The sequence below is a fragment of the Nonomuraea glycinis genome, from assembly GCF_035920485.1.
GTDB lineage: Bacteria > Actinomycetota > Actinomycetes > Streptosporangiales > Streptosporangiaceae > Nonomuraea > Nonomuraea glycinis.
Genome location: NZ_CP109166.1, coordinates 4,057,108 through 4,083,091 on the forward strand (window position 1 = coordinate 4,057,108; position 25,984 = coordinate 4,083,091).

Annotated in this window: 22 protein-coding genes; 10 read left to right on the forward strand and 12 right to left on the reverse strand. The window is 71.6% G+C overall.

Annotated features, from left to right (window positions below; genetic code table 11):
• Nucleotides 1-52: 52 nt before the first annotated feature.
• The 3 genes from OHA68_RS19375 (at nucleotide 53) to OHA68_RS19385 (ending at nucleotide 4,521) form a co-directional block, all read left to right on the forward strand.
• Nucleotides 53-682, forward strand: a complete 630-nt coding sequence (locus OHA68_RS19375; RefSeq protein WP_327108875.1) for a hypothetical protein — start codon at nucleotides 53-55, stop codon at nucleotides 680-682.
• Nucleotides 683-1,059: 377 nt separating this feature from the next.
• The gene (locus tag OHA68_RS19380) at nucleotides 1,060-2,619 is read left to right on the forward strand and encodes a hypothetical protein (protein ID WP_327108876.1); all 1,560 of its coding nucleotides are present in this window, start codon (nucleotides 1,060-1,062) and stop codon (nucleotides 2,617-2,619) included.
• A 15-nt stretch (nucleotides 2,620-2,634) separates the two neighbouring features.
• Nucleotides 2,635-4,521, forward strand: coding sequence for a glycosyltransferase family 2 protein (locus OHA68_RS19385; protein ID WP_327108877.1), 1,887 nt, complete (start codon nucleotides 2,635-2,637; stop codon nucleotides 4,519-4,521).
• Between the two features lie 47 nt (nucleotides 4,522-4,568).
• Here OHA68_RS19385 and OHA68_RS19390 read toward each other — a convergent pair whose 3' ends face one another.
• Nucleotides 4,569-5,693, reverse strand: a complete 1,125-nt coding sequence (locus OHA68_RS19390; RefSeq protein ID WP_327108878.1) for a DegT/DnrJ/EryC1/StrS family aminotransferase — start codon at nucleotides 5,691-5,693, stop codon at nucleotides 4,569-4,571.
• Complete coding sequence (gene pseB, locus OHA68_RS19395) at nucleotides 5,693-6,676, reverse strand: UDP-N-acetylglucosamine 4,6-dehydratase (inverting) (protein WP_355044594.1); 984 nt, start codon at nucleotides 6,674-6,676, stop codon at nucleotides 5,693-5,695. Before pseB ends, OHA68_RS19390 begins: the two co-directional genes overlap by 1 nt.
• 97 nt (nucleotides 6,677-6,773) lie before the next feature.
• Here pseB and OHA68_RS19400 point away from each other — a divergent pair, with 97 nt between their 5' ends.
• Both OHA68_RS19400 and OHA68_RS19405 read left to right on the forward strand, forming a co-directional pair.
• A complete protein-coding gene (locus OHA68_RS19400) occupies nucleotides 6,774-7,502 on the forward strand; it encodes a glycosyltransferase family protein (protein ID WP_327108880.1) in 729 nt (242 codons plus the stop codon).
• A complete protein-coding gene (locus tag OHA68_RS19405; RefSeq protein ID WP_327108881.1) occupies nucleotides 7,499-8,485 on the forward strand; it encodes a PseG/SpsG family protein in 987 nt (328 codons plus the stop codon). Before OHA68_RS19400 ends, OHA68_RS19405 begins: the two co-directional genes overlap by 4 nt.
• Nucleotides 8,486-8,495: 10 nt before the next feature.
• Here OHA68_RS19405 and pseI read toward each other — a convergent pair whose 3' ends face one another.
• Nucleotides 8,496-9,539 carry a pseudaminic acid synthase gene (pseI, locus tag OHA68_RS19410; protein WP_327108882.1) on the reverse strand — a complete coding sequence of 348 codons (1,044 nt, stop codon included), beginning with the start codon at nucleotides 9,537-9,539 and terminating at the stop codon, nucleotides 8,496-8,498.
• A complete protein-coding gene (locus OHA68_RS19415) occupies nucleotides 9,536-10,036 on the reverse strand; it encodes a GNAT family N-acetyltransferase (RefSeq protein ID WP_327108883.1) in 501 nt (166 codons plus the stop codon). The genes pseI and OHA68_RS19415 overlap by 4 nt, the downstream gene beginning before the upstream one ends.
• 120 nt (nucleotides 10,037-10,156) lie before the next feature.
• Here OHA68_RS19415 and OHA68_RS19420 point away from each other — a divergent pair, with 120 nt between their 5' ends.
• Genes OHA68_RS19420 through OHA68_RS19430 form a run of 3 tightly spaced genes read left to right on the forward strand, consistent with a single transcriptional unit; the run spans nucleotide 10,157 to nucleotide 13,515 of the window.
• Nucleotides 10,157-11,599, forward strand: coding sequence for a glycosyltransferase family 2 protein (locus tag OHA68_RS19420; protein ID WP_327108884.1), 1,443 nt, complete (start codon nucleotides 10,157-10,159; stop codon nucleotides 11,597-11,599).
• A gap of 48 nt (nucleotides 11,600-11,647) precedes the next feature.
• Nucleotides 11,648-12,448, forward strand: a complete 801-nt coding sequence (locus tag OHA68_RS19425; RefSeq protein ID WP_225277647.1) for a CDP-alcohol phosphatidyltransferase family protein — start codon at nucleotides 11,648-11,650, stop codon at nucleotides 12,446-12,448.
• Nucleotides 12,449-12,465: 17 nt separating this feature from the next.
• Complete coding sequence (locus tag OHA68_RS19430) at nucleotides 12,466-13,515, forward strand: sulfotransferase family protein (RefSeq protein ID WP_327108885.1); 1,050 nt, start codon at nucleotides 12,466-12,468, stop codon at nucleotides 13,513-13,515.
• A gap of 73 nt (nucleotides 13,516-13,588) precedes the next feature.
• On the opposite strand, the gene OHA68_RS19435 is transcribed toward OHA68_RS19430, so the two are convergent.
• The 8 genes from OHA68_RS19435 to OHA68_RS19470 form a co-directional block, all read right to left on the reverse strand.
• Nucleotides 13,589-14,641 carry a glycosyltransferase gene (locus tag OHA68_RS19435; RefSeq protein WP_327108886.1) on the reverse strand — a complete coding sequence of 351 codons (1,053 nt, stop codon included), beginning with the start codon at nucleotides 14,639-14,641 and terminating at the stop codon, nucleotides 13,589-13,591.
• Nucleotides 14,638-17,271, reverse strand: a complete 2,634-nt coding sequence (locus OHA68_RS19440; protein WP_327108887.1) for a bifunctional glycosyltransferase/CDP-glycerol:glycerophosphate glycerophosphotransferase — start codon at nucleotides 17,269-17,271, stop codon at nucleotides 14,638-14,640. The genes OHA68_RS19435 and OHA68_RS19440 overlap by 4 nt, the downstream gene beginning before the upstream one ends.
• Before the next feature lie 81 nt (nucleotides 17,272-17,352).
• Nucleotides 17,353-18,057: an SRPBCC family protein gene (locus tag OHA68_RS19445; RefSeq protein WP_327108888.1), complete on the reverse strand. Its 705-nt coding sequence runs from the start codon at nucleotides 18,055-18,057 to the stop codon at nucleotides 17,353-17,355.
• A gap of 80 nt (nucleotides 18,058-18,137) precedes the next feature.
• On the reverse strand, nucleotides 18,138-18,992 hold the full coding sequence (locus tag OHA68_RS19450; protein ID WP_327108889.1) for an FAD binding domain-containing protein: 855 nt from the start codon (nucleotides 18,990-18,992) through the stop codon (nucleotides 18,138-18,140).
• The gene (locus OHA68_RS19455) at nucleotides 18,989-21,316 is read right to left on the reverse strand and encodes a xanthine dehydrogenase family protein molybdopterin-binding subunit (RefSeq protein ID WP_327108890.1); all 2,328 of its coding nucleotides are present in this window, start codon (nucleotides 21,314-21,316) and stop codon (nucleotides 18,989-18,991) included. The genes OHA68_RS19450 and OHA68_RS19455 overlap by 4 nt, the downstream gene beginning before the upstream one ends.
• A complete protein-coding gene (locus OHA68_RS19460; protein ID WP_189141149.1) occupies nucleotides 21,313-21,795 on the reverse strand; it encodes a (2Fe-2S)-binding protein in 483 nt (160 codons plus the stop codon). The genes OHA68_RS19455 and OHA68_RS19460 overlap by 4 nt, the downstream gene beginning before the upstream one ends.
• Before the next feature lie 71 nt (nucleotides 21,796-21,866).
• Nucleotides 21,867-22,070, reverse strand: a complete 204-nt coding sequence (locus OHA68_RS19465; RefSeq protein WP_327108891.1) for a hypothetical protein — start codon at nucleotides 22,068-22,070, stop codon at nucleotides 21,867-21,869.
• Nucleotides 22,060-23,742: a PspC domain-containing protein gene (locus OHA68_RS19470; protein WP_327108892.1), complete on the reverse strand. Its 1,683-nt coding sequence runs from the start codon at nucleotides 23,740-23,742 to the stop codon at nucleotides 22,060-22,062. Before OHA68_RS19470 ends, OHA68_RS19465 begins: the two co-directional genes overlap by 11 nt.
• A gap of 113 nt (nucleotides 23,743-23,855) precedes the next feature.
• On the opposite strand from OHA68_RS19470, the gene OHA68_RS19475 reads away from it, so the two are divergent.
• Together OHA68_RS19475 and OHA68_RS19480 are read left to right on the forward strand one after the other, a co-directional pair.
• On the forward strand, nucleotides 23,856-25,064 hold the full coding sequence (locus tag OHA68_RS19475; protein ID WP_327108893.1) for an ATP-binding protein: 1,209 nt from the start codon (nucleotides 23,856-23,858) through the stop codon (nucleotides 25,062-25,064).
• The gene (locus OHA68_RS19480) at nucleotides 25,061-25,693 is read left to right on the forward strand and encodes a response regulator (protein WP_189141145.1); all 633 of its coding nucleotides are present in this window, start codon (nucleotides 25,061-25,063) and stop codon (nucleotides 25,691-25,693) included. The genes OHA68_RS19475 and OHA68_RS19480 overlap by 4 nt, the downstream gene beginning before the upstream one ends.
• Nucleotides 25,694-25,984 lie beyond the last annotated feature (291 nt).

Below are 25,984 nucleotides of genomic sequence, written 5' to 3' on the forward strand. Positions count from 1 at the left end.
AGGATATCCCCGTTTTGTCTGGTCAGAGGTGCTTCTCAGGAGAGGGTGGTCGATGGGTCGTCGTGGCCACTATCTCATCGGCGCACCGTGGATCTATCTGCTTGACCTGGAGCCCGATCTCGGGGCCAAGGCCAAACGGGAGGGCACGATCTGGTATCCCTTTCATGGCTGGGAGAAACACTCCGTCCGCGGCGACCACGCGCGCCTCGCCGCCGAAATAAAGGACGTGGAGTCCGGTCGAGTGACAATATGCCTATATTGGCTGGAGTTCGCGAATCCCGACATTCGGCAGGCGTACGAGTCGCAGGGGTTCCGCGTCATCAGCCACGGCGAGCGGGGGTCGCGCTGGGACGGCGCCGGGCGTGACTTCCTGCGCAAGCAGCTCACGCAGCTCAGACGCCATCGCCGGGTGGCCTCCAACAGGCTCGGCAGCGCCGTGTTCTACGGCGCCTCGGTGGGCTGCGAGGTGGCCGTCTACGGAGATCCGATGCAGCTGGAGGACGAACGGCCCGAATACGGCGGTACGGCGCGCCGCCTGCGCCTGTGGCCCGAGCTGCACGGCGTCCGCGTCGACCCCGAGCTGGCCGGTCAGACCGCGTGGCGGGAGCTGGGATTCGACTATCAGGCGACACCTGAGGAGCTACGGCGAATGTTCGGCTGGGAGCGGGTGCGATGCGCATGACCGAGGCATCCGAGAACGTCCGCTTGATCGGCGGCGAGATGCTGCTGTGGTCCGACCTGTCCAACGCGTCGGGCTTCACCGGCTGGCACGGCGTGGCCCTGGAACTGATCACCAGACTCCTCCCACCCCCAGACCCCCACCCCGACCCAGACCCAGACCCAGACCCCCACCCAAACCCACACCTGGAACCAGACCCCCACCTGGACCCAGACCCGGACTCAGGCTTGAGGTCAGGGCCAGGCCCAGACCCAGGCCCGGAATCAAGCCTGAGGTCAGGGTCGGAGCCAGGCCCGGAATCAAGCCTGAGGTCAGGGTCGGAGCCAGGTTCGGAGCTAAGCCTGAGGTCAGGTTCGGGGCCGGGTCCGCGGGCGGGGCGGGTGCTGTTGGTCGGGCCGCATCCGCAGGCGCTCGTCGACGAGGTGGTCGCCCGTGCCTCGGCCGCGGCGGTGTTGCTGCGCTCCTACCCCGATGCCTGCGCGCTCGGCGAACGCCACCCCGGTCTCGCCGTGCACTGTGGCAGGCTGGAGGCGTTCACCGGCGATGAGCCGTACGACCTGGTGCTGGCCTTGGACGGGCTGGGGCGCACGCACTCGGCGGAGGCGCCGGCGGCGGCCTGGCGGGAGTCGCTGGCCGCGCTGGCCGCGCTCGTCGCGCCGGGCGGGCGGCTGGTCCTCGGGGTCCGCAACGACCTGGGCGTGGACAGGTTCGTCGAGGCACGGCCTCCCGACCGGGACGGCGGTGACGACCAGTGGGAGCCGCACGGTTTCGACCCGACCTACCCCGACGGGCCGGCCGCCCTCGACGCCGCTCTGGAGTCGGCCGGGCTTGAGGTGGGGCGATGCTATTCGGCCTACCCGGACAGCCGGGCGCCGCGCGCGCTGCTGTCACGTGAGGCGCTGGCCCATGACCTGCCGGAGGCGCTGGCGTTCGCGCTGAGCGCCCGCGCCGAGGACCGCATGCTGGTCGCCGACCCGCTGAGGTTGACCCGCCTGGTGTTCAGGCACCGGCTCGGCGAGGAGCTCGCCCCGCTCTGGCTCGCCGTGGCCACCAGGCCCCCGGCGTCGCCAGAGCCGATGAACCTACCGCTCGGCCTGATAGAAGAGGGCCAGGCCGTACATGAGGTGATTCCCGCGCGGGCGGCCCACGAGACGGCAGTTCACGGGGTTCCCGCACAGGCCACCCGCGAGATTTCTCCGGTGCGGGCCGTGCCTCGAGGCTCTGCTGGAACAGGGCAGGTCGGGGTGCGGCGGTTGCCTGGGGGGGAGGTGCGGCCGATTCCGGCGGGGAGGGTCGTGGAGGAGATTCTCGTCGAGGCGTGTGCCCGTGAGGACGTGCGGGCCGTGCGGGAGTTGCTCGGCGCGCTGGCCGGGTGGGTGGAGGAGGGCGGGGACGCGGCGGCCGCGACCGACAGTCTGGTGTGGGACGGCGAGCGGTTCGCCGCGATCGGCGCCGCGCCCGCTCCACAGTCGTCACCCGCACCGGATGTGGTGCTCTGCCGTATTCTGTGGCGCTTCGCGGTCCGCCTGCTGGCCGCCGGGCATCACCACCCGTGGCCGTGGCCGCTGCAGGCCGACCAGCTCACGCTGACGCTCTGCGGGATGGCCGGACGCTCGTACGACCAGGACGAGCTGGATCTGGCCCGCAAGCTGGACGCCGAGCTCGGCGGGCCCGGGGAGCAGGCGGTCCCCGCCTACCGCGACCTCCTCAGAACCCGCGACCGCCTGACCGACCAGCTCACCATGGCCCTGGCCAGGATCGGCCGGTTGGAGATCAAGCTCACCTACCGGGAGCGGGAGCTGGTCAGGGCGCGCGCCAAGCTGCGCAGGACCCAGCGCAAGGCCTCGGCCTACCGCAGGACGCTCGGCTACCGCCTGTCACGACGTCTGTCCCGGCCACGGCAGGTGGCCCGCAGGGTCATGCGCCTGCTGTCCGGCTGAAGAACAGGAGCTCACGTGCCGGTCCTCTCCGTGATCGTGCCCTTTCACAACGTCGGTAAGTACCTCGGCCCCTGCCTGGACTCGCTGACGGCGCAGCGGTTCCGGGACTTCGAGGTGATCTGCGTGGACGACGGCAGCCGCGACGACGGCGCCGCCGTCGCGGCCGCCAGGGCGGCGGCGGACGGGCGCATCCGCCTCATCCGGCAGGCCAACCTCGGCGTCGGGCGGGCCCGCAACGCGGGCGTACGGCAGGCGAGCGGCCGCTACCTGGCCTTCGTCGACGGCGACGACCTGGTGCCACGGGCGGCGTTCCAGCGCCTGGTGGCCTCGCTCGAATCGACCGGCTCCGACCTGGCCTGCGGGAACGTCATGCGGCTGTACCGCAACCTGCTCATCCCGTCGTGGGCGCACAAGGAGGCGTTCGCCGAGCCGGCCACCCGCACCCACATCACCCGCCACCCCCTGCTGATCCGCGACCGCATGCTGTGGAACAAGGTCTACCGGCGGTCCTTCTGGGACGCGCTCGGGCTGAGCTTCCCCGACCGGATGTACGAGGACCAGCCGGTCGCCATCGCCGCCCATGTGGGCGCGGGCGCGGTGGACGTGCTGCACAAGGTCGTCTACCACTGGCGCCAGCGTGACGAGCCGGGCGCCTCGATCACCCAGCGCCGTCTGGAGCCGGACAATCTGCGCGACCGCCTGCTGTCGGTGCTGGAGACGGCCGCGCTGCTGGACGCGCGGGCGCGCGGGCTGCGGCCGGAGTTCGACCGGGACACGCTGGAGATCGACATGGCGGTCGCGGTCGAGGCCATCGCCGGCCTCGGCGCCACCGCCGGCGACGATCTGGTGGACCTGGCCGTCCGCTATCTCGACGGTGTCCGGCCGGATGCGCTGACGAGCCTGCCGTTCGCCCTCCGCGTGCTGGTGCGCCTGCTGCACCAGCGCCGCCTGGAGGAGGTGGCGCACGTCTTCGCACAGGCGCGCGACGGCCTCCTGCACCCCCCGCTCAGCCCCGCGGGGCTGCTGCGCAAGCGCTGGTACGGCCGGCATCCGGCCCTGCCGGGATCCCTGTCGGAGGTGTCGGAGGAGCTGAGCCCCACGGGCAGGCTGGTGGAGCTGGAGTGGCGCGGCGGCGTGCTGAACGGCGTCGGCCGGGTGAGTGTCGGCCGGTTCGACGTGAGCGCGCTGGGCCGGGTGCGGGTGAGCGTGTGGCTGGAGGAGCGCAGGACGGGCGAGCGGGTGCCGCTGTCGGAGGAGAGCGCGTCCCCGGCGTGGGAGAGCGCCGAGCTGCCCGACGGGGGGTGCGCGCCGGAGCACGCGTACCCGTTCCGGTTCGCCTTCGACCCGGCGGCGATGACGTCGGCGCAGCTCGCCCGGCTCGGCCACTGGGATCTGTGGGTCGGGCTCAGGAGGCCGGGGCTGCGGGTGGAGGGCAAGGTGCGCGGCGATCGCCGGCTGCCGCCGGTGACCCCGCCGCCGCGCCGCCGCGCGGGGGTGTGGCTGGTCCCCGCGCTCGCCGTCAAGGGCGCGTGGGGGCTGCGGCTGCGCCGGGCCGGAGCACTGGTACGGCAGTGCCAGGTGGACGGCGGTGACCTGGTCTTCTCCGGTGAGTTGACGGATCCGGGCGACGGCGAGCCGGTGATCAGGCTGGTGCGCAGGAGCGACGGCGAGGAGATGTACTTCCCGGCGACGCTGGCGGGACGCGAGTTCCATGCCCGGGTGCCGCTCGCCGGCATCGACGAGTCCGTCGGCGAGGAGTCGTGGTGGGAGGTCGTCATCGACCAGGGACGGGCGATCCGGACCCTGGTCCGCACCCAGGATCGGCCACCCGTGCGGGTCGAGGGCCGCAGCTTCCTCGTCGACAGGAGCGACGACGGCTGCCTGCTGCTGCTGGAACGCTGAGTCCGCTCAGGATGCGGGCCAGGCCTGCGACCAGGAGCGCTGCTGAGTCAGGTCAGGATGGCGGCCAGGCATTCGACGACCCAGCCCTGCTCGGCGTCGGTGAGGTCGGGGTAGAGCGGCAGAGAGAGCTGCTCGGCGTAGTAGGCCTCGGCCGCCGGGCACAGGCCGCGCCGGTAGCCGAGATCCTCGAACACCGGATGCCAGTAGGCCGGCAGATAGTTGACCTGCACGCCGATGCCCGCCGCCCGCATGCGCTCGTAGACCTCACGCCTGCGGCCGTCGCCGATCCGCAGCGGGTAGAGGTGCCAGCTCGGCGCGGTGTAGGCCCGCTGGGCGGGCAGGGTGAGGCCCGGCAGCCCGGCGAGCAGCGCGTTGTAGCGGGCGACCAGCTCGGCACGCCGGGCACGGAAGCGGCCCAGCCGCCGCAGCTGACTGGCGCCCAGGGCGCAGAGCACGTCGGGCAGCCGGTAGTTCAGGCCGAAGTCGTGCACCTCCTGGTGCCAGCCGCCGTGCTCGGGGTCGCGCTGCTCGGCCGGGTCCCTGACCAGGCCGTGGTTTCTGAAGCGGGCCGCCGTGGCGAACCTGCCGGGGTCCACCGCCGCGACCGCGCCGCCTTCGGCCGTGGTCACGGTCTTGGTCGGGAAGAAGGAGAACGTGGTGAGGTCGGCGAGCGCGCCCACCGGCCGGTCCTTGTAGGCCGAGCCGATGGAGTGCGCGGCGTCGCCGATCAGCACCGCGCCGCAGCGGTCGGTGACCGCCCGCAGCTCGTCGTAGTCGGCGGGATGGCCCGCGTAGTCCACGGCGGTGATCGCCCGGGTCCGGCCGGTCACCAGGGCGGCGGCGGCGTCCGGGTCGAGGTTGCCGGTGTCGGGCTGGACGTCGGCGAAGACCACCCGGGCCCCGCGCAGCGCGGCGGTGGCGGCCGTGGCGACGAACGTCAGCGGCGAGGTGATCACCTCATCGCCCGGCCTGACCCCGGCCGCCACATAGGCCACGTGCAGGGCCGCCGTGCCCGAGGTGACCGCCACGCACGGCACGCCGCCCGTCCACCGGGCCAGCTCCGCCTCGAACAGGTCGACCGCGGGGCCGGTGGTCAGCCAGTCGCCGCGCAGCACCTCGGTCACCGCCCGGACGTCGTCCTCGGCGATGGACTGCCGCCCGTAGGGGAGCATCAGGCGCCGGCCGGGACCATGGCGCGCAGGTCGTCGACCGACAGCCACAGGTCGTTGGCGTCGGAGCGGTAGGCGAACCCCTCGGGCAGCGTCTCGCCGCCGGCCGGTGGCACGTAGCCCCAGTCCGCGATCGTCGGCTGCACCACGTAGCGGTCGGACAGGAGCAGCGTCCGGCGGCCGTCGTCGGGGCTGATCATCTCCTCGTGCAGCTTCTCGCCCGGCCTGATGCCGATCTCGTCGATCGGGCAGCCCGGCGCCAGCGCGTCGGCCAGGTCGAGGATGCGCATGCTCGGGATGCGCGGCACGTAGAGCTCGCCGCCCTGCATCAGCTCGAAGGAGTCGACCACGAACCGGACGGCCTGGTCGAGGGTGATCCAGAAGCGGGTCATCCGCTTGTCGGTGATCGGCAGGACGCCGCCCTGCGCGGCTAGGCGCTGGAAGAACGGGACCACCGAGCCGCGGCTGCCCACCACGTTGCCGTAGCGCACCACGGAGAAGCGGGTCTCGTGGCTGGCGGCGTAGTGGTTCGCCGACACGAACAGCTTGTCGGCGACCAGCTTCGTCGCGCCGTAGAGGTTGATCGGGCTGGAGGCCTTGTCGGTGGAGAGCGCCACGACCTTGCGCACGCCGCAGTCGATGGCGGCCTCCACCACGTTCTGCGAGCCGGCGATGTTGGTCCTGACATATTCGAACGGGTTGTACTCGGCCGTGTCGACCTGCTTGAGCGCGGCGGCGTGCACGACGTACTCGACGCCGTGCATGGCCCGGGTCAGCCGCTCCCTGTCGCGGATGTCGCCGATGAAGTAGCGCAATCGCTCGTCCTGGCCGAGGAGCTGACGGAGCTCGTACTGCTTGAGCTCGTCGCGGGAGAACACCACCAGCCTGCGCACGCCGAGCGAGTCGAGCGCGTGGCGGATGAACGCCCTGCCGAAGGACCCCGTGCCTCCGGTGACCAACACTGACGATCCACTGAGAATGCTCAAGGGGTCCCCCGAACTGACGGCTACATGCCAGAAGCCTGGCCGGTAGCATAACGCAACCAATGCATAACGCACAGTCACACGGGGAAATGGGGCACCGGTGCGCATTGTCGGGATCATTCAGGCTCGGATGGGATCCACACGATTGCCGGGCAAGGTCCTGCGCGACCTCGGCGGCCGCTCGGTGCTGGGGTGGGTGGTCCGTGCCGTACGCGAGTCGCAGGCGGTCGACGAGCTGGTGGTGGCCACCACGACGCGGGCGGCGGACGACGCGGTCGCGGCCGAGTGCCTGGCCCTGGGCGTGCCCTGCCATCGGGGGCCGGTGGACGACGTCCTCACCAGGTTCGTGCAGGTGATGGCCGGCCTCACCGGGGACGCGGTCATGCGGTTCACCGCCGACTGCCCGCTGCTCGACCCCGCGATCATCCGGGAGGCGGCGCAGGTCTACCGGGCGCTGCCGGGGCTCGACTACCTGAGCACCGGGCTGGCGGGGACGCTGCCGCGCGGGCTCGACGTGGAGATCGTCGGCCTGGCCGCCCTGCGCCGTGCCGACCAGGAGGCCGACGCCTACCATCGCACCCACGTGACCTCCTACGTCTACTCGCACCCCGGGAACGCGCGCCTGCTCGGGCTGGCCTATCCGCCGGGGGCCGCCGACCTGCGGGTGACCCTCGACACCGAGGAGGACTGGCAGCTCATCTCGCGCGTGGTGGGGGAGTTGGGCGACGGGTGCGTCCCGATGCGGACCCTGGTGGACTGGCTGCGGGCCAGGCCGGAGGTGTGCCGCCTCAACGCGCACATCGCCCAGAAGCACCTGCAGGACGCGTGACCGGGAGCGGGCGCGGGCAGCGGGTCGGGGTCCGATGCGACGCGGGGGCCGCGATCGGCGTCGGCCACCTGGTGCGGTGTGTCGCGCTAGCCGAGGAGTTGTGCGCGCGCGGGGTCGAAGTGGTCTTCCTGGGTGAGGTGTCCGGCTCGCCGTGGGCCGCCGAGCAGTTACGCGCCCGAGGGCTGCCGCTGGTGGCGGCCCCTCAGGAGCCTGAGCCGCTGGCCGCGCTGGTGGGCGAGCTGCGTCTGGACGCGGTGGCGCTCGACTCCTACACGCTCGCCCCGGACACGGGAGCGGCCGTCGGCGGGCGGGGGCCGGTGGTGCTGGCGATCATCGATGGGGACTCCCTCGGGCAGGAGGCCGATCTCTACCTCGACCAGAACCTCGGCGCCGAGCACCGGCCCTTCCCCGCGACAGGCAGGGGGAAGCGGCTGGCGGGGGTGTCGTACGTGCTGCTGCGGGACAGCGTGCGGCGCTGCCGACGGTCGCCGTGGGCGCGGTGCGTGCCACGGGTGCTCTGCTTCTTCGGCGGCACCGACAGCGCCGGCGTCGCACCCGCCTGGGCGGCGGCGCTGCGCCGGACGGGCCTGCCGTACGAGGCCACGGTGATCAGTCCGGTCCCCTTCCAGGCGGCGGGCCGGGTGCGGGTGATCCCGCCGACCGACAGGTTGCCCGAGTTGATGGCCGAGGCGGACCTGGTGCTCACCGCCGCCGGATCGGCGAGCTGGGAGCTGCTTCACCTGGGTGTCCCCACCGCGCTGACCTGGGTGGCCGACAACCAGTCGGCCGGCTACGAAGCACTGGTGCACGGCGGCCTGGCGGCCGGCCTGGGCCGAGAGCCCGGCCCGGCCGCGGTCGCCACGCTGGCCCGCCTGCTCGCCACGCCGACGCTGCGCGAGGAGTACGGCAGGCGCGGCAGGAACCTGATCGACGGCCGGGGCCGCGAACGCGTCGCCGACGCCCTTCTCGGAATCCTCGGTTGACCGGAGAGGGTCAGAGGAGGTCCCAGGTGAGAGGGGTGCCGAGGGGGGCGTCGCGGGTGAAGGGGCGGCCCGTCACGGTGGTCATGGCATCGGGGGGCAGGCCGCCGGCGGGGCGGATGGAGCGTACGTTCAGCTCTGTCACCGGCTCACCGGCCCGCACGTCCCGCACCACGTACAGGGACCTGCGAAAGCGCAGCCCCTCGCGCTCGCCGGGGCGTGGGCCGAGGACGGGGGCGCCCAGCGACTGCCAGGCGCGTTCGCTCTCCACGACCAGCGCCGCGAGCTCGTGCGGCTCCAGGGAGAAGGCCGCGTCCACCCCGCCGGCGTCCCGGGACAGCGTGACGTGCTTCTCGATCAGGCAGGCGCCCAAGGCGACGGCCGCGAGCGGGGCGCCGAGTCCGGGGGTGTGGTCGGACAGGCCGGTGACCGCGCCGGTGAGGGCGGCCAGCAGCGGGAGGGAGCGCAGATTGCTCTCGGCGGGGGAGGCGGGGTAGGAGGCGGTGCACGACAGGACGGCGAGCTGGTCGCAGCCGGCGGACCTGGCGGCGGCCACGGCCGCGTGGATCTCGCCGATGGAGGCCATCCCGGTGGAGATGATCAGCGGCTTGCCGGTCGTGGCGGCCAGTCTGATCAGCGGGAGGTCGACGATCTCCGAGGAGGCGATCTTGTAGGCGGGGGCGTCGAGCTTCTCCAGCAGCTCGACGGCCGTGGGGTCGAAGGGCGAGGAGAAGGGGATGAGCCCGTGCTCGCGGGCCCTGGCGAAGATCGGCTGGTGCCAGTCCCAGGGCGTGTGGGCGCGTTCGAAGAGCTGGTAGAGGCGCTCGCCGCCCCACAGGTCGTGCCCCTGGCCGATCCGGAAGGCGGGGCCGTCCGCGTCGACGGTGATCGTGTCGGGGCGGTAGGTCTGCAGCTTGATCGCGTGCGCGCCGCTCGCGGCCACCGCGTCGACGATCGACAGCGCGCGCTCCAGGCTGCCGTTGTGGTTGCCGGACATCTCGGCGATGACGAACGGCGGCTCGCCCGGCCCGATGGCCCGGCCCGCGATCTCGATCATGGGTCCTTCTCCCTGGTCAGCTCGACGGCGACGACCTCACGGCGCAGCCCGGCCAGCTCCAGCGGGTAACCGGCGACCTCGGCGAACCCGAACCGGCGGTGCAGCCGCCGCACCGGCTCGTTGCAGGCGAGCACCTCGCCGCGCAGCGTGGTCAGGCCGAGCGGCCCGAAGGCGTGCTCGATGGCCGCCCGCTCCAGCCCGATCCAGGCGGCCAGCAGCTCGCCCGAGTGCTCCAGCCCGGCCACGTCGAGGTAGAAGGCCCAGTCGGCGCTCTGCCCGCCGGGGGTCAGGCCGGAGAAGGACACCACGCCGGCGGCGGCCCCCCGGTGCTCGTAGATGAGCACCCGTCTGGCCGGGTCGTCCTTGACCGTGGCCCACCAGCGGGCGTGCTCGGCCTTGGTGATGGTGTGGGTGGTGAAGCTCGACGCCCGCACCCGCGGGTGGTTGCGCCAGCGCCGCATCGCGGGGAGTTCGTGCTCTTCGACGCCTCTGAGCACCGCCCCTCCTTACGTACCGCGTTCGATCCCATGCACAACGTAGCGTAAAGAATCGGATCCCCGGGGGACCGTCGAGGCATCCTGCCCTCATCCGATCCGGTGAACGAAGGAGCGTGCGGCATGATCCCCCTGCTCAGCATCGTCGTCCCCATCTACAACGTGGAGCCGTACTTGGCCGAATGCCTGAAGTCGCTGGCCGCCCAGACGATGGAGGACTTCGAGGTCATCATGGTCGACGACGGCTCGGCCGACGGCGGCCGGCGGCTGGCCGAGGACTTCGCCGCCCGCGACTCCCGCTTCGCCCTGCTGGACCAGCCGCACCAGGGTCCCGGACCGGCCCGCAACCTGGGCGTGCGGCATGCCCGCGCTCCCTTCCTCGCCTTCGCCGACGCCGACGACGTCGTGCCGCCCTCGGCGTACGAGCTGCTCGTCTCCTCGTTGCAGGAGACCGGCTCGGACCTCGCGTGCGGCGCGGTGCTGCGGATCGAGGACGGCGAGCCGGGGCCGTCGACGCTGCACGAGAAGGTGTTCAGGCGGCGGGTGCTCTGCACGCACATCATGGACAGGCACTCGCTGGTCAGGGACCGCACGGTGTGGAACAAGGTCTACCGGGCGGACTTCTGGCGCCGGCGCGGGCTGACGTTTCCCGCCGGGATCTACGAGGACGTGCCGGTGGCCATGCGCGCCCATGTCCTGGCCACGAGCGTGGACGTGCTGGACGACGTGGTCTACCACTGGCGCAGGCGCGACGTCGGCGAGGTGTCGATCACCCAGCGGCGCACCGAGCTGGCCAATCTGGCCGAACGCCTGGCCGCCATCCGGTCCGTGCGCGCCTTCCTCGACGACACGGCGCCCGAGCTGACGGACGCCTTCGACAGCCTGGTGCTGGAGAAGGACATCCTGTTCCTGTTCCAGGCGCTGGAGGGCGGCGTGGACGCCGGGCCGGTGCTCGACCTGGCCAGGCAGTGGCTGGCCGAGCTGACCCCCGGCGCGCTCGCCGCCGCGCCGTCCCTGCGGCGGCTCGAACTCCACCTGGTACGGCGCGGCCTGATCAAGGAGCTGCGCCGGGTGCGCAACTTCCGCCGAGCCGCCACCGACGGCACCCGCATCGTGCCGCGCGGGTGGCGGGAGACGAAGTGGTACGGCGACTACCCGTACTTCCGCAACCGCAGACTCGCGATCCCGCGCGAGGTGTACGACGCGCAGGCGGAGCTCAAGCTGCTGGCCACCGTCGAGAAGTGCGAGTGGACCGGCACGGAGTTCGTGCTGCGCGGGCAGGTGGCGATCCACCGGGTCAAACGGGGGCCGGACCGGCTGAACCTGTGGCTCTCCTCCGGCAAGCGCAAGGTGCCGCTGGAGGTGAAGCGGGCGGGCAGCCACGGCTTCGTGACCACGGTCGATCCCCGGCGGCTCGAAGGCGGCGGCCCGACCTGGCGGCTGAACGCGCGCACCGAGACGCGGGGGCTCGTGCTGAAGGCGGTGTTCCGGGATGCCGAGAACAAGCGGACTTGGCGGCTTTCGGTGGCGGGATGGTCAAGAAGAGGCATGGACATCCCCCAGTAGTTCCAGAGAGTAATAGTTCAAACGCGACTCGTGGCCATGCTGTAGTCCATGAGGACCTATTCGCTCGATGACGTCCACGAGACACGCAAGCGGAGAGACTCCTGGTGGACCGTGTACTTCGTGGATCCGGTCGCCTGCCGGGTCGCGCTCGTGGTCGCCAACCGCACCCGGATCACGCCGAACGAGCTCACGGTTTTCTCGCTGCTCCTCGGCCTGGTCTCGGCCGTGTTCCTGGCGACGGACCGGCTGGCGGCCGGGGCGGTGCTGTTCTACCTGAGCTTCATGATCGACTGCGTCGACGGCAAGGTGGCCAGGCTCAAGGGCACGGGGACGCCCTTCGGCCTCTGGCTGGACTACGTCGGTGACCGGGTCAGGGTGGTGCTGTGCGCGGCGGGTCTCGCCTACGGGCAGTACACGCTGACGGGGGACGCCGGCTACATCGTGCTCGGCGCGGCGCTGGCCGTGCTGGACCTGTTCAGGTACGTCAACGCGCCGCAGATGAAGCGGGTCCGCGAGGTCATCAAGGAGGGGCGGGCCGAGGCGGAGCTGGACGGTCTGGTGCCGGCGCCGCGGCAGGGCCGGCCGGTCCGGCGGATGCCGTCCTTCCTGCGGCGGCTCAACAGGTTCCTGGCCCGTCGCCGGGTCCGCTCGCATCTCATCAGCGGCATCGAGTTCCACGCCGCGGTGTTCGTGATCGCGCCGCTCATCGGGGCGGCGGCGCTGATCCCGATCTCGGTGGTGGCCAGTGTTCTGCTGCTCGCCAACGAGATCTTCCTTGTCCACCGGTTGTGGCTCTTCACGCGCAGGCACGAGGTGCCCCAGAGGAGCCGAGAGCACGTTCTCGTCTAAGTTTTCGGGGGTTCGACATGTCCGATCGGCCAGTATTCGTCATTGGCTGCCCGCGCTCCGGCACCACGATGCTGCAGCTCATGCTCCACTCGCACCCGCGGCTCGCGGTGCCGCCGGAGACGCGGTTCCTGATGCCCGCCTACTATCGGCGCCGCTCGTTCGGCGACCTGCGGGACGTCTCGTGCCGGCGCTCGCTGGCCGAGTGGATCGCGACCGACCGCAGCACCAAGTTCCGCGAGCTCAAGATCGACAAGCACGAGTTCGTCCAGCAGGCCGTGGACGGCCCCGGCTCGCTCGGCTCGGTGATCGGCACCGCGTTCCGGATGTACGCCGAGCGGTTCGGCAAGCCGCGCTGGGGCGACAAGCGGCCCAGCTACGTCAAGCACACCGACCTGCTGCTCAGGCTCTTCCCCGACGCCCAGTTCATCCACCTGATCAGGGACGGCCGCGACTGCGTGGCCTCGCTGAAGGAGATGCCGTGGTACACGCACGACTCCTTCCACGCCGTCTCCACCTGGGCCGAGGCCATCGACGCGGGTGACCGGCTGCGGCGGACGCTGCCCCAGGACAGCTACTTCGAGCTGCGCTACGAGCACCTCACCGACGATCCCTCGACCGAGTTGAAGAAGCTCTGCGCGTTCCTCGGCGAGGACTTCGCGCCGTCCATGGTCTCGCCGCGCGAGGCGGCCAGCATCGCGGTGCCCGTCCACAAGGTCTGGCACAGCAACACGCACGGCGAGGTCACCCGCAGCCGGGTCGGCAGCTGGGCCAAGCGCCTGGACGCCTGGGAGATCGCGCTCTGCGAGCACGTCCTGGGCGAGCGGCTGGAGGCCCACGGCTATGAGCTCACCGGGGCGGCGCCGGCGACCAAGGAGCACCTCGCGCTCTGCCAGAAGACGATGAACAAGCGCCGGTCCGGCCGGATGCGCAAGGCCATGCGCGACCGGTTCAACCGGCTGCGCGAGCCGAGCCCGGTGGCGGCCATGCTCACCACCGGCCAGCGGGCGCTCGCCGGGGTGCCGCAGCAGCGCCACGAGTCGCCGGAGCTGGCCGAGCGAGCCGGGTGACTCAGCGCTCGACGTACTGGAACATTCAGCGCTCGATGTGACGGAACGCTCTGCGATCGACGTGCTGGAACGCTCAGCGCTCGATGTGCTGGAACAGCGACTCCCAGCGATCGAGGACGGGGTCGAGCCGGAACGCCGCGGCTCCGGCCCGAGCGGCGGCGCCCACCCGCCGCCGCTCCCGCGCCGACCCGGTGAGCCGGGCCAGTTCGGCGCCGAACGCGTCCACGTCTCCTGGCGGGACCAGCACCGGGCCCGCCGACCTGACGCCGCCCGACACGTCGAACGCCACCGCCGGCACCCCGTGCGCGGCCGCCTCCAGCAGCACGACGGGCAGCCCTTCGTGCTCGCTGGTCACCGCCAGGATCGAGGCGTCCAGATACTCCTCGGGCATCAGCGCGGCGGGCACCCGGCCCCGGAACACGACCCGGTCCACGATGCCCTCGCGGGCGGCGTGCGCGCGCAGCCGGTCCAGCTCGCCGCCGTCGCCGATGAGGTGCAGTTGCCACGGCCGGGGCGCGCCGGATCGGGCGAAGGCGCTGATCAGCCGGTCGAACCGCTTGACGCCTTCCAGCCGGCCCACGCCGAGCACGCGAGGCGTCGTCAGGGGTGAGGTCCGGTCCGGCCAGGCGGCCAGCGGGTTGGGCAGCGCCCAGGCGTTGGGCAGCAGGGCGTGCTCGGCGAACAGCCGCGCGTCGTCGTCGCTGAGGAACACGGCCTGGTCGAGGCCGGGGTAGTGCTTTCTGATCGAGCCGAGGTGCCAGCAGCCGCGGGCGTGTTCGTACGAGCCGTGGTAGTGGCCGATCGGCCGCAGGGCGTCGGGCAGCAGGCCCGTCAGGCGGGTCACCACCGAGGGTGAGGTCAGCACCGCGTACCCCGGCCGCATCGGGCCGAGCAGCTCCTTCAGCCGGTGGCGGGCCAGCAGTCCCTGCGGGCGCACCGGGCTCCGGCTGATCAGGTGCCGCCGGTAGCGGGGCTCGTCGACGTAGTGGAACGGCGCGGCGGACCGGTGCAGGCCGATGACGTGCACCTCGTGCCCGCGCCCGGCCAGCCCCTGGGCCAGCGTATGCGTCACCTGCTGGATGCCGCCGAGGGTGTCGGCGTCCAGGCAGGTGAAGACGACGTTCACCGCTCGCTCCCGGTGAAGAAGTCCGTCACGATCCGGTGCGCCGCGTCGCCGCGCTCGTCGGCGCACCACAGCTCGCGGAAGGCGGCGTACCGGTCGGCGTAGGAGTCGTGCACGGCGGGCAGGTCGCGCAGCTTGCCGATCAGCTCCCTGGTGGTGGTCACGCACGGGCCGGGGGCGATCGACGGCAGGTCGTGGTAGACGCCGCGCTCCGACAGCCGGTAGTCGTCCCAGTCGTCGATGAGGAACAGCATGGGCTTGCCGGTCAGCGCGTAGTCGCACATCACCGAGGAGTAGTCCGTCAGCAGCGCGTCGGAGGTCAGCATCAGGTCGTTGATCTCGGGATAGGACCCGGCCGGGCGGACGAAGTGCCGCAGGTGCTCCGGCGGCTCGAACCGTTCGACCGGATGGGTGCGCAGGACCACCACCCACTCGCCCGCCAGCTCCCTGGCCATCAGCGCCAGGTCCGCCCGGACCGACCGGCCACTGCCCTTGGCCCGGTCGCGGTAGGTGGGCGCGTACAGCAGGATCTTGCGGTCCTGCGGGATCTCCAGCCGGCGTCGGACGTCGTCGGTGACCTCGCCGCGCAGCAGCGCGTCGCAGCGCGGCGTGCCGCACCGGTAGACCTTGCCGGTGTAGCCGTTGGACGGCAGGAAGCAGCGCGCGAACTCCGCACTCGGCGCCACCAGCGCGTCCCAGCGGGCCACCGCGGCCCGCCACCGCTCGCGCGGCTTGTCGAAGTCGGCGCGCAGGTCGGGGGCGTCGAAGCCGATGGACTTGATGCCCTGCCCGTGCCAGGTCTGCAGATAGCGGGTACGGCGCGGCTTGGGGTAGTCGAGCGGGAAGCCGTGACTGTCCACCCAGTAGCCCGCGCGGGCCATGGTCCAGACGTAGGCCCAGCTTCCCCGGCGGACCAGGCGGGCGTCCGCGGGGAAGTCGTCTCGTCGTCTGGCCACCGACCAGACCACCTCGATGGGCAGCTCACGGCGGCGCAGCTCCTCGTAGAGGGCGCGCGGGCTGCCGGTGCAGCCCTTGCCGACGTCGGATTCGAACAAGGCCAGGTTCCTGCGCGGCGGCAGCACCTTGATCAGCGCCTTGTAGACGCGCAGCTTCATCGCCGGCGTGCCGATCCGCTTCAGCACCCTTCGCCTGAGCTTGCGGATGAAGGAGGACCTGGCCGTCTTCGGCCGGACGCACAGGTAGGCCGCGTACCCCTCGGCCCGCACCGTGCCGCCCGGCAGCTCGACGGGCTCCATGGCCGGGTCGACCAGCAGCCGGTCGGTGGTGGTGTGGCCGTCGGACAGGCGGGTGAAGCCGATGCGCGGGTCGCACTTCCCCGCCGGCGTGAAGGTGACCTCGCTGACGTAGCCGCCCTCGCCCGACGCCTGCGGCTGGATCGGGATCCGCTTCCCGCCGACCCGCAGGAACGCCTGCCAGTCCACGGGCAGCGCGCCGAACGGGTCGTAGGTGTGCACGGTCATCCTCACCTGGTCGCCGTCCCGGGCGAGCTCCGCCACCTCGTGCCGCAGCCGCGCGGCCGAGAACGGCAGCTCGGCCAGGCCCAGATCGGTGATGTCCATGCCGGGGGAGACCGTGGTGCCCCAGTAGGTGCGGTCGTGGATCCGGACCGCGGCGCGCGGCGCGGCTCTCGACCCGGTCAGCGAGCCCGCCGCGACGCGCAGGTCGTCGACCCGGTCGGCGAGGATGAGATGGCCGCAGACCCGGGCCATCGGGTCGATCCGGTCGAACACCTCGGGGGAGATCCCCTCCAGGTACGGCCTGACGATCGCGGCGAACTCCTTCACCCAGACCCGGTCCCTGGTGGGCAGCGGGTTGAGGTAGACCCGCAGGTCCTGGTGCAGGAAGCGGAACTGACGCGCGGGCACCAGGTGGGCCAGGCCGTGGGCGCGCAGGATGTCGTCGCTGCGCCGGGCCGCGATGACCCGGTGGCGCACGTTGTCCATCTCCTTGATGCTGAGCGAGATGGAGGTGCCGCCAGGGGTCCGCCGCCAGTGGTAGACGACCCAGGGCACGACCGCGAACCGGCGGGCCCGCGCGTACAGCTCGGTGGAGAAGGGGTGGTCCTCGTAGTGGATGTCCTCGGGGAAGCGCAGCCCGCCGTCCCTGAGGAACCGCACGTCGTAGAGCTTGTTGGTGGTGAAGGAGTCCAGGAACAGCTCGGGCTCCTCGCCGATGCCCGCCACCACCCGCCGCCTGGCGAACAGCGTCGGATAGTACGGCTTGAGCCGCCCGCTGGACTCGTACAGCCGGGAGATCTGGCCGGACACGAAGTCGACGCCGGTCCGCTCGATCTCGGTGAGCAAGCTCTTGCAGGCGTGCCGGGGCAGCTCGTCGTCGCTGTCGAGATACATGAGGTAGGGGGCGGCGGCCGCGTCCAGGCCGTCGTTCCTGGGCGCGCCGCAGCCGCCGCTGTTGGCCGGCCTGCGCAGGTAGCGCACGCGGGGGTCGCTCTCCATGAGCTCGGCGGCGACGCGGGGCGTCTCGTCGGTGCTCGCGTCGTCGACGACGATCACCTCCAGGTCGCGCAGCGACTGGCGCAGGACCGAACGTACGGCCCTGGGCAGACGGGGCGCGTCGTTGTAGGTGATCACGACGACGGTGCAGATCGGCATGCCATCCCCCCGAGTGTCATGGGGGTGGCATTCCCTCAGTTCAGCGTGTGTGTCCGTACTTGATGGGCTTTTTGCCGAAAATCAGCGGGTGAGCCGGCGGATCAACCAGCCGAGGAGCAGCAGCGCCGCGAGCCCGCCGAGCACCGGAGCCACCCGCTTGAGCAGCGGCCGGCCGGCGATCTCCAGCAGGTTGAGCGCCTCCTCGTCGGGCGTCAGCGAGGTGCGGGTCGTGCCTGACGGGCGGACTTCCGGCTCGGGCACGGCGGCCAGATGACGATCCGGCTCGTCCTTGAGCGCCTCGTCCTTGGGTGCCTCGTCCTTGGGCGGCTCGGGGACGGGCTCGGCGAGTAACTCGGCGAGGTTGACGGCGAAGCGGTCGATCAGCTTCGACCCGACCTCGGCCATCACCCCGCGCCCGAACTGCGCGGGCCGGCCCGTCACGTTGAACGTGGTCTCCACGGCCACCGCCGTCGAGCCGTCACCCGGGGTGAGCCGCGCCTTGACCGTGGCCGCCGCCGTGCCGGAACCCCGCGCCTCCTTGCCCGACGCCCGCAGGGTCAGCGTGTGCGCGTCCTTGTCGACATCCTCGAACGTGGCCGAACCCCGATAGGTGACGGTGATCGGACCGACCTTGACCTTCATCCTGCCGGTGAACTCTTCGCCCTCGAAGACGTCCAGCGCCGCCCCGGGCAGGCACGGCGCGACCCGCTCGACGTCGAGCAGCACCGCCCACGCCTGCTCGATCGGAACCGGGACAGTGAACTCGTGCTCGAACCGCATCGCCATCGATCCGCTCCTTCCCGCTGGTTGCGAGCGTACGTGTCGTGGGGGCGCCCCGAAAGAGGTGCGCCCCCACGTGAACCGGATCAGACCGACCCGGCGGCCTTCCGCACGGCCCGATGCGTCAGCACCCGGGCCAGGTGCCGGCGATAGTCAGGCTGAGCGTGCAGGTCGCCCGGCGGAGAGGTGTCCGCCGCCGCCTCCGCGCACGCCTGCCGTACCTCGCCGCCCAGGTCCATGCCCGCCAGCGCGGTCTCGGTCGCGTGCGCCCGCACCGGGGTCGGAGCCATGTTCGTCAGCGCGATCCGGCTCTCCTGGATCGCGCCGTTGGAGCGCCTGACCGCCGCGGCCACGCCCACGATCGCCCAGGCCTGCGCCGTACGCTGGAACTTCTCGTAGTGGAAGCCCCAGCCGGCCCCGAGCTTCGGGATCTTCACCCCGACCAGGATCTCGCCCTGCCGCAGCGACGACTCCAGGTAGTCGACGAAGAACTCCGCCGCCGGGATCTCCCGCTCGCCGTCGGCCGACCTGGCGACGAGGACGCCGTCCAGCGCCAGCACCACCGCGGGCACATCACCCGCCGGGTCGGCGTGCGCCAGGGAGCCGCCGAACGTGCCGCGATGCCGTACCGCGGGATCGGCCACCGTGGCGGTGGCGAGCGCGACGAGCGGGCAGTCGGCGTTGACCACGCCGGACCGCAGCACCTCGTCGTGCGTGGCCATCGCGCCGATGAAGACGTGGTCACCGCGGTCGTGCACGCCCGCCAGCTCCGGCAGGCGCCCCACGTCGACCAGCTTGGTGGGGTAGGCGAGCCGCATCCGCAGCAGCGGCAGCAGCGACTGGCCGCCCGCCAGCACCTTGGCCTCCTCGTCGGCGGCGAGTTCCTGGCACGCCTCGGCGAGCGAGCCGGGACGGGTGTAGCCGAACTGGGCCGGGATCATGGCCGCGCTCCTTCCACTGCCCGCCAGATCCGCTCGGGCGTGCACGGCATCGTGATGTCCTGCACGCCGTACGGCCGCAGGGCGTCCACGATGGCGTTGACGACGGCCGGCGTGGAGGCGATGGTGCCCGCCTCGCCGACGCCCTTGGCGCCCAGGGGGTTGCTCGTGGCAGGGGTCTCGGTCCTGTCGGTGGTGAAATCGGGCAGGTCCGCCGCCGACGGCACCAGGTAGTCGGCGAGCGTGCTGGTCAGCAGGTTGCCCTCGGCGTCGTACACGGCCTCCTCGAACAACGCCTGCGCGATGCCCTGGGCGATGCCGCCGTGCACCTGGCCCTCGACGATCATCGGGTTGACCACCTTGCCGATGTCGTCGACCGCCACGTACGAGCGGATCTTGACCAGGCCCGTCTCGGTGTCCACCTCGGCGGCGCACAGGTGGGTGCCGTGCGGGAAGGAGTAGTTGTCCGGATCGAACGTGGCGTCCGAGTCCAGCGAGGGCTCCACCCCGTCGGGCAGGTCGTGCGCGGTGAACGCGGCGAACGCCAGCTCCTGGATCGTCCGCCGGGAGTCGGTGCCCCGCACCGTGAACGCGCCTTCGGCGAAGTCCAGGTCCTCGGGCGAGCACTCCAGCGCGTGCGCGGCCAGCCTGCGGGCCTTCTCCCTGACCTTCTCGCACGCCTGCAGCACCGCGACGCCGCCGACGACCAGCGAGCGCGAGCCGTAGGTGTCCAGGCCCTTGTGCGAGATCGCGGTGTCGCCGTGGACCACCGCGACGTCCTCGAACGGCACGCCGAGCGCGTCGGCCACGATCTGGCTCCACGCCGTCACATGTCCCTGGCCGTGCGGCGAGGTGCCGGTGATGACCTCGACCTTGCCGGTGGGCAGCATCCGCACCGAGCCGTGCTCCCAGCCGCCCGCCGCGAACCGGGCCGCGCCCAGCAGCTTGGAGGGGGCCAGCCCGCACATCTCGGTGAACGTGCTGACACCGATCCCGAGCTGGACCGGATCGCCCCGGTCCCGCCGGTCGGACTGTTCGGCCCGCAGCTTGTCGTAGCCGAACAGCGACAGCGCCTTCTCGGTCGCCGCCTCGTAGTTGCCCGAGTCGTAGGTCAGGCCGGAGATGGTGGTGTAGGGGAACTCCTCGTGCTTGATCCAGTTACGCCGCCGCACCTCCAGCGGGTCGACGTTCAGCTCGGCCGCCAGCTCGTCCATGATCCGCTCGATGCCGAAGGTGGCCTCCGGCCGGCCCGCGCCCCGGTAGGCGTCGGTCGGCATCTTCGTGGTGAACACCCCGGTGCAGCCGAACTCGTACGCGTCCATCTTGTAGATCGCGTTGAACATCGTCGCGCCGAGCAGCGGAATCCCCGGCGTGAGCAGGACCAGGTAGGCGCCCATGTCGGCCAGCAGGTCCACCTGCAGGCCGCGGATGCGCCCGTCGGCCTCGGCCGCGAGCCGGATGTGCTGGATCTGGCCGCGGCCCTGGTGCACGGTGAGGTTGCCCTCGGAGCGGGACTCGTTCCACTTGACCGGCTTGCCGAGCTTGCGGGTGAGCAGCAGGCAGAGCACCTCCTCGGCGGTGACCTGCAGCTTGGTGCCGAACCCGCCGCCGACGTCCGGCGCGATCACCCGGAGCTTGTGCTCGGGGATGCCGGTGGTCAGCGCCAGCATCACCCGCAGCACGTGCGGGATCTGCGTGGACGACCACAGCGTGAAGGAGTCGCCGTCGGTGGTGGCCACCACCGCCCTCGGCTCCATCGCCGCGCCTATCAGGCGCTGCTGCACGTACGTCCGGTCGATGACGACGGGGGCGTCCTGGAAGGCGGCGTCGATGTCACCGGTGGTGATCTTCATCGAGTACGCCTTGTTGCCCTCCTCGTGCACCTTCGGGCTGCCCTCGGCCAGCGCCTCGGCCAGGTCGATCACCGCGGGCAGCGGCTCGTAGTCGACCTCGATCGCCTCCAGCGCGTCGGCGGCCAGGTAGCGGTCCGTGGCGACCACGCAGGCCACCGCCTCGCCCACGTACCGGACCTCCGACACCGCCATCGGCGGGTGGTCCGGGATGATCACGTCCTCCGTCACCGGCCAGGCGCACGGCAGGCTGCCCTGCTCCCCGGCGAGATCCTGACCGCCGAACGCGGCGACCACCCCCGGCAGGCCGCGCGCCCCCGACACGTCCACCCGGGTGATCCGCGCGTGCGCCATCGGGCTGCGCAGGAACGCCACATGCAGCATCCCCGGTTGCCGCAGGTTGTCGGTCCACTGAGTACGGCCGGTCAATAACCGGGCGTCCTCCTTGCGCTTCCTGGGCCGGCCGACCTCGGTCATGAGCTCTTCACCGCCTGCCCCATCTCCTGCGCGCCCCGACGCACCGCGCGAACGATGTTGCAGTATCCGGTGCACCTGCAGAGATTGCCCTCCAGGCCCTGCCTGATGGCCTCCTCGGACGGCTCAGGCGTGTCCCTGAGCAGGTCGATCGCGGCCATGACCATGCCGGGCGTGCAGTAGCCGCACTGCAGCGCGTGTTCTTCGTGGAAGGCCCGCTGCATCGGATGCATGGAGCCGTTGGCGCCCAGGCCCTCGATGGTGACGACGTCGCTGCCGTCGGCCTGTACGGCCAGGACCGAGCAGCTCTTGACGCTCTTGCCGTCGAGCATCACGGTGCAGGCGCCGCAGTTGCTGGTGTCACAGCCGACAGGAGTGCCGGTCTTGCCCAGCCGTTCTCGTAGGAGATGGACGAGGAGGAGCCGCGGCTCGACCTCTTCTTGGTAGGTGATCCCGTCGACGGTGACGGTGACACGGGGCATACGTCCTCCCTCAGGAGCAGGGGGAAAGGCGGACAACGCCAACGTACGCCCGAGTTTGTCCCGGTCAAGGGCTACTTGCTACGAATCACCTTCGTAAGGATCGCCACCAGGCCCGCGAAACCCAGCCCGACCACCGTGATCGGCAGCATCACCAGCGGATCTGTGATCGAATCCGTCAGCACCAGGATGCCGAGCACGATGAAGAGAATGCCGCTCAGCAGCGCCATCCAGTCGGTCCGGTGCGATCGGCGCGGCCTGTCGAGATCACGCGCCACGCCGCACCTCCAGGTCGCCCACGCCGCCCTTGAGGTTCAGCACGATCGTGGCGACGTCGCCCTTCGGCGTCACCTCCGGGGTGAGCACCTTGTCGAACCGGACGTCCACGCCACCCCGCAGCGACTGGTCCACCTGGATGTCCCCGAGCTTGTTGCTGGCGTGCACCTCCACCCTGGCCGCCGGCGGCACGATCACCGTCAGTGTGCCCACCGAGATCGAGGCGTTGAACGTCACCTTCGAACCCGGCTCCAGCCGGAGCTCCGACAGGTCCAGCCTGCCGTCGCCCACGCCCGCGTCGTACAGCCTGGCGGCCTCCGCCGCCCTGGTCGGATGCCAGACCGACGCGCCGACCTTCGACGGCAGCCCGCCGAACATCAGGCCCACCCCGATCAGCATCGCGACCACGGTGCCCGCCGCGACCAGCCCGGCGCCCCGGCCCCACCAGGCCGCGATGAGCAGACCGCCGCCGATGGTGACGAGCATCGCGCCGGCGACGATCGTGGGATGCACTCCCGAGGGTGATGCGGCCTGGACCGCCACGACGATTCCTCCAACGATGAGGGCCAGCAGGATGGTGATCGCGCCGATGAAGGACTTGGGGCGCTTCTCACGCGGCGGCCTGACCGGCCGCCCGTACAGCGCGGGGTCGTACGGCGAGTAGCCGGCCCGCCGTCTCGGGTCCAGCGGCTGGTACGGGCCGCGCGGCGCGAACGGCTCGCCGTAGGAGGCGTGCGTCGCCGTCCTGGGCACCGGACGCTGGTACGGCTGCTCGTACGGGTCGGGGCGGCGTCGCGGCTCGTCGTACGCGTCGGGACGGTGGCGCGGCTGGTCGTACGGGTCGGGGCGGCGCGGCTCGTCGTACGGGCCGGGGCGGTGGCGCGGCTCGTCGGCGCGGGGCTCGTAAGGGGGGTTTCCCGCCTGCTCGGCCTCGTCGGCGGCCAGTGTCCCGTAGGCGGAGATCTCGTCCTCGCCGGCGGGCGTCCGATCGGGCGCGGCCTCGTCCGGCGGGGTCTGCGGGGAGGCCGTGGTGAACCGCGCCGTCCTGGCCTCCGGAGCCTCCGGGGCCACCGAGGGCACCGGAGGCACCGGGGGCACCGGGGGTGCTTCTGGGGCGGCGTGTGCGTGGGCCGTCGTGGCGGGGTCGGGGAACGGCCGGGCGGCGGGGGGCGGTGCCATCGTGACCGGCACGCCGTAATCGTCCAGGTCACCCTGCCGGGGCCGGCGGTTGAGGCGCTCGGGTATGGACCGGGCCAGCCCGAGCAGATCCACGCCATGGGCGTGCGCGGCCAGCAACGAGATGGCCAGCACCAGGCCGACCACCAGCGTGCCGGTGCCGAGCCAGACCGTGGACACGTTGAGGCCGAGGCCGACCGCGAGCACCGCGGTCAGCAACGCCATCACGGTGTCGGCGTCGAAGTCCCGCCGGGTCCACTGCTCGACCAGGCCGGGCCTGCCGTTCGGCTCCTTCATCAGCAGGAACGCGGCGATGTACAGGAACAGCCCGATGCCCGAGCCGAGCAGGAGCACGGTGAAGCCGACGCGGAACACCACCGGGTCCATGCCGGTGTGCCGGCCCAGCCCGGCGCAGACTCCCATGAGGAAGCGCCCCTCGCTGCTGCGCCGCAGCGTGCTGGGGGGAGCGACCGGTTCCCTGGGTGGCGCTTGCGTCATGTCACCATCGTGGACCCAGCGGCGGGTGGTCCGCATCCGGGAGACCCCTGACCCGACCCTGGGGGTCGTTCCCTGATGCCCGCGACCGCATGACATGTGACGATGTGAATGTTATGGCTGACCAGAAGACTCTCGCCGAGCCCCGGGCCGACAGGCCTTTCCGCCGCATGATGCGCCCCATGCAGGGCCGCCTCGTCGGCGGTGTCGCCCAGGGGCTCGCCACGCAGCTCAAGCTCGACCCTGTGGTGATCAGGCTGGTGTTCGTGCTGCTCAGCGTGGTCGACGGGGTGGGCGTCGTCGCCTACGCGGTGCTCTGGATGATCACGCCACGGGAGCCGTACGAAGGGCGGTCGCCCGCTCGTGACTGGAGCCAGCTGTCGGCGTTCACCGCGATCGGGGTGGCCCTGTTCGCGTTCGGCTTCCTGACCGGCGCCTCCCAGGGAGGGCTCGGCATGCTGCCGTTCGCGGTGGGCGGCATCGGCGGGCTGATCCTGTGGCAGCAGGCCGACCCCGAGCGCCGCAAGAACTGGGTGAGCGGCGCCACCAAGAGCATCCGGGGCAACCGGGTGCGCACCCTGCTCGGCGTGCTGCTCGTGGTCGCGGGCGGGGTGGGCTTCCTGGTGATGGAGGGCCGGCTCCAGGAGGCCGGCCAGGGCTTGATGCTCACGGGGGTGGTGGTCGGCGGGCTCGCGGTCGTCGCCGCGCCGTGGCTCGCCGGCCTGTGGAAGGAACTGCAGCTCGAACGGCGCGAGCGCATCAGGCAGGAGGAGCGGGCCGAGGTCGCCGCGATGGTGCACGACTCGGTGCTGCACACGCTCACGCTGATCCAGCGGGTCGCGCACGACCAGCGGGAGGTCACCCGCCTGGCCCGCGCCCAGGAGCGCGACCTGCGCAACTGGCTCTACCAGCCCGCCCAGGACGCCGACGCCACCCTCGCGGCGGCCGTACGCAGGATCGCCGCGGAGGAGGAGGACGCGCACAGCGTGCCGATCGAGGTGGTCTGCGTGGGCGACATCGACCTCGACGCCCACGGCCGGCTCGCGGCCACCCTCAAGGCGGCCAGGCAGGCGATGGTCAACGCCGCCAAATACTCTGGGAGCCCGTCCATCTCCGTCTACGCGGAAGTGGAGGGTGAAACCATCACGATTTTCGTGAAGGATCGGGGCAAGGGGTTCGACCTCGATGCGGTGCCGCTCGACAGGATGGGCATCCGGGAGTCCATCATCGGCAGGATGGAACGCCACGGAGGCACCGCCAGACTGCGCACCGAACCGGGTGAGGGCACAGAAGTGATGTTGACCATGAAGGTGGACAAGCAATGACGCGGGTGCTGATCGTCGACGACCATCGGCTGTTCCGGTCCGGCGTACGGGCCGAGCTGGGCGACTCGATCCAGGTGGTGGGCGAGGCCGAGGACGTCGACACCGCCGTCAAGGCGATCGCCGAGCTGCAGCCCGAGGTGGTGCTGCTCGACGTGCACATGCCGGGCGGCGGCGGCCAGGAGGTGCTGCGCAGGGTGCTCGGCGCGGGCTCCCAGGTGCGGTTCCTCGCCCTGTCGGTCTCCGACGCGGCCGAGGACGTCATCGGCGTCATCCGGGGCGGCGCCCGCGGCTACGTCACCAAGAACATCAGCGGCAAGGAGCTCACCGACGCCATCCGCCGGGTGGCCGACGGCGACGCGGTGTTCTCGCCACGGCTGGCGGGGTTCGTGCTCGACGCGTTCGCCTCGTCCGAGGCGCCCTCCATCGACCCCGAGCTCGACTCGCTGACGCAGCGCGAGCGCGAGGTGCTCAGGCTGATCGCGCGCGGTTACGCGTACAAGGAGATCGCCAAGGAGCTGTTCATCTCCGTCAAGACGGTCGAGACGCATGTCTCCTCGGTGCTGCGCAAGCTGCAGCTGTCCAACCGGCACGAGCTGTCCCGCTGGGCCACGGCGCGCCGGCTGGTGTGAGCCGGTGCCCTTGGCCGTGGCTTCTTGAGCTGAGGCTTCTTGGGTCGGCTCTTGTGAAGGCGGGCCGGGTCTTGTGAAGGCGGGCCGGCTCTTGTGAAGGCGGGCCGGCTCTTGTGAAGGCGGGCCGGGTCCGGGATGGTGGGGCGGCTATGCGGCCGGTCAGGAGCGGGCAAGGATCGGGTTCCGGGCGGGTTCTGGGCTGGTCTTGAGGGACGTGGCGTGCGACATTTCCTGGTATGGGCAGAGATGTGCCGGCTGTCGCGTTCAGTCGGGATGACCGCCGGAAATATC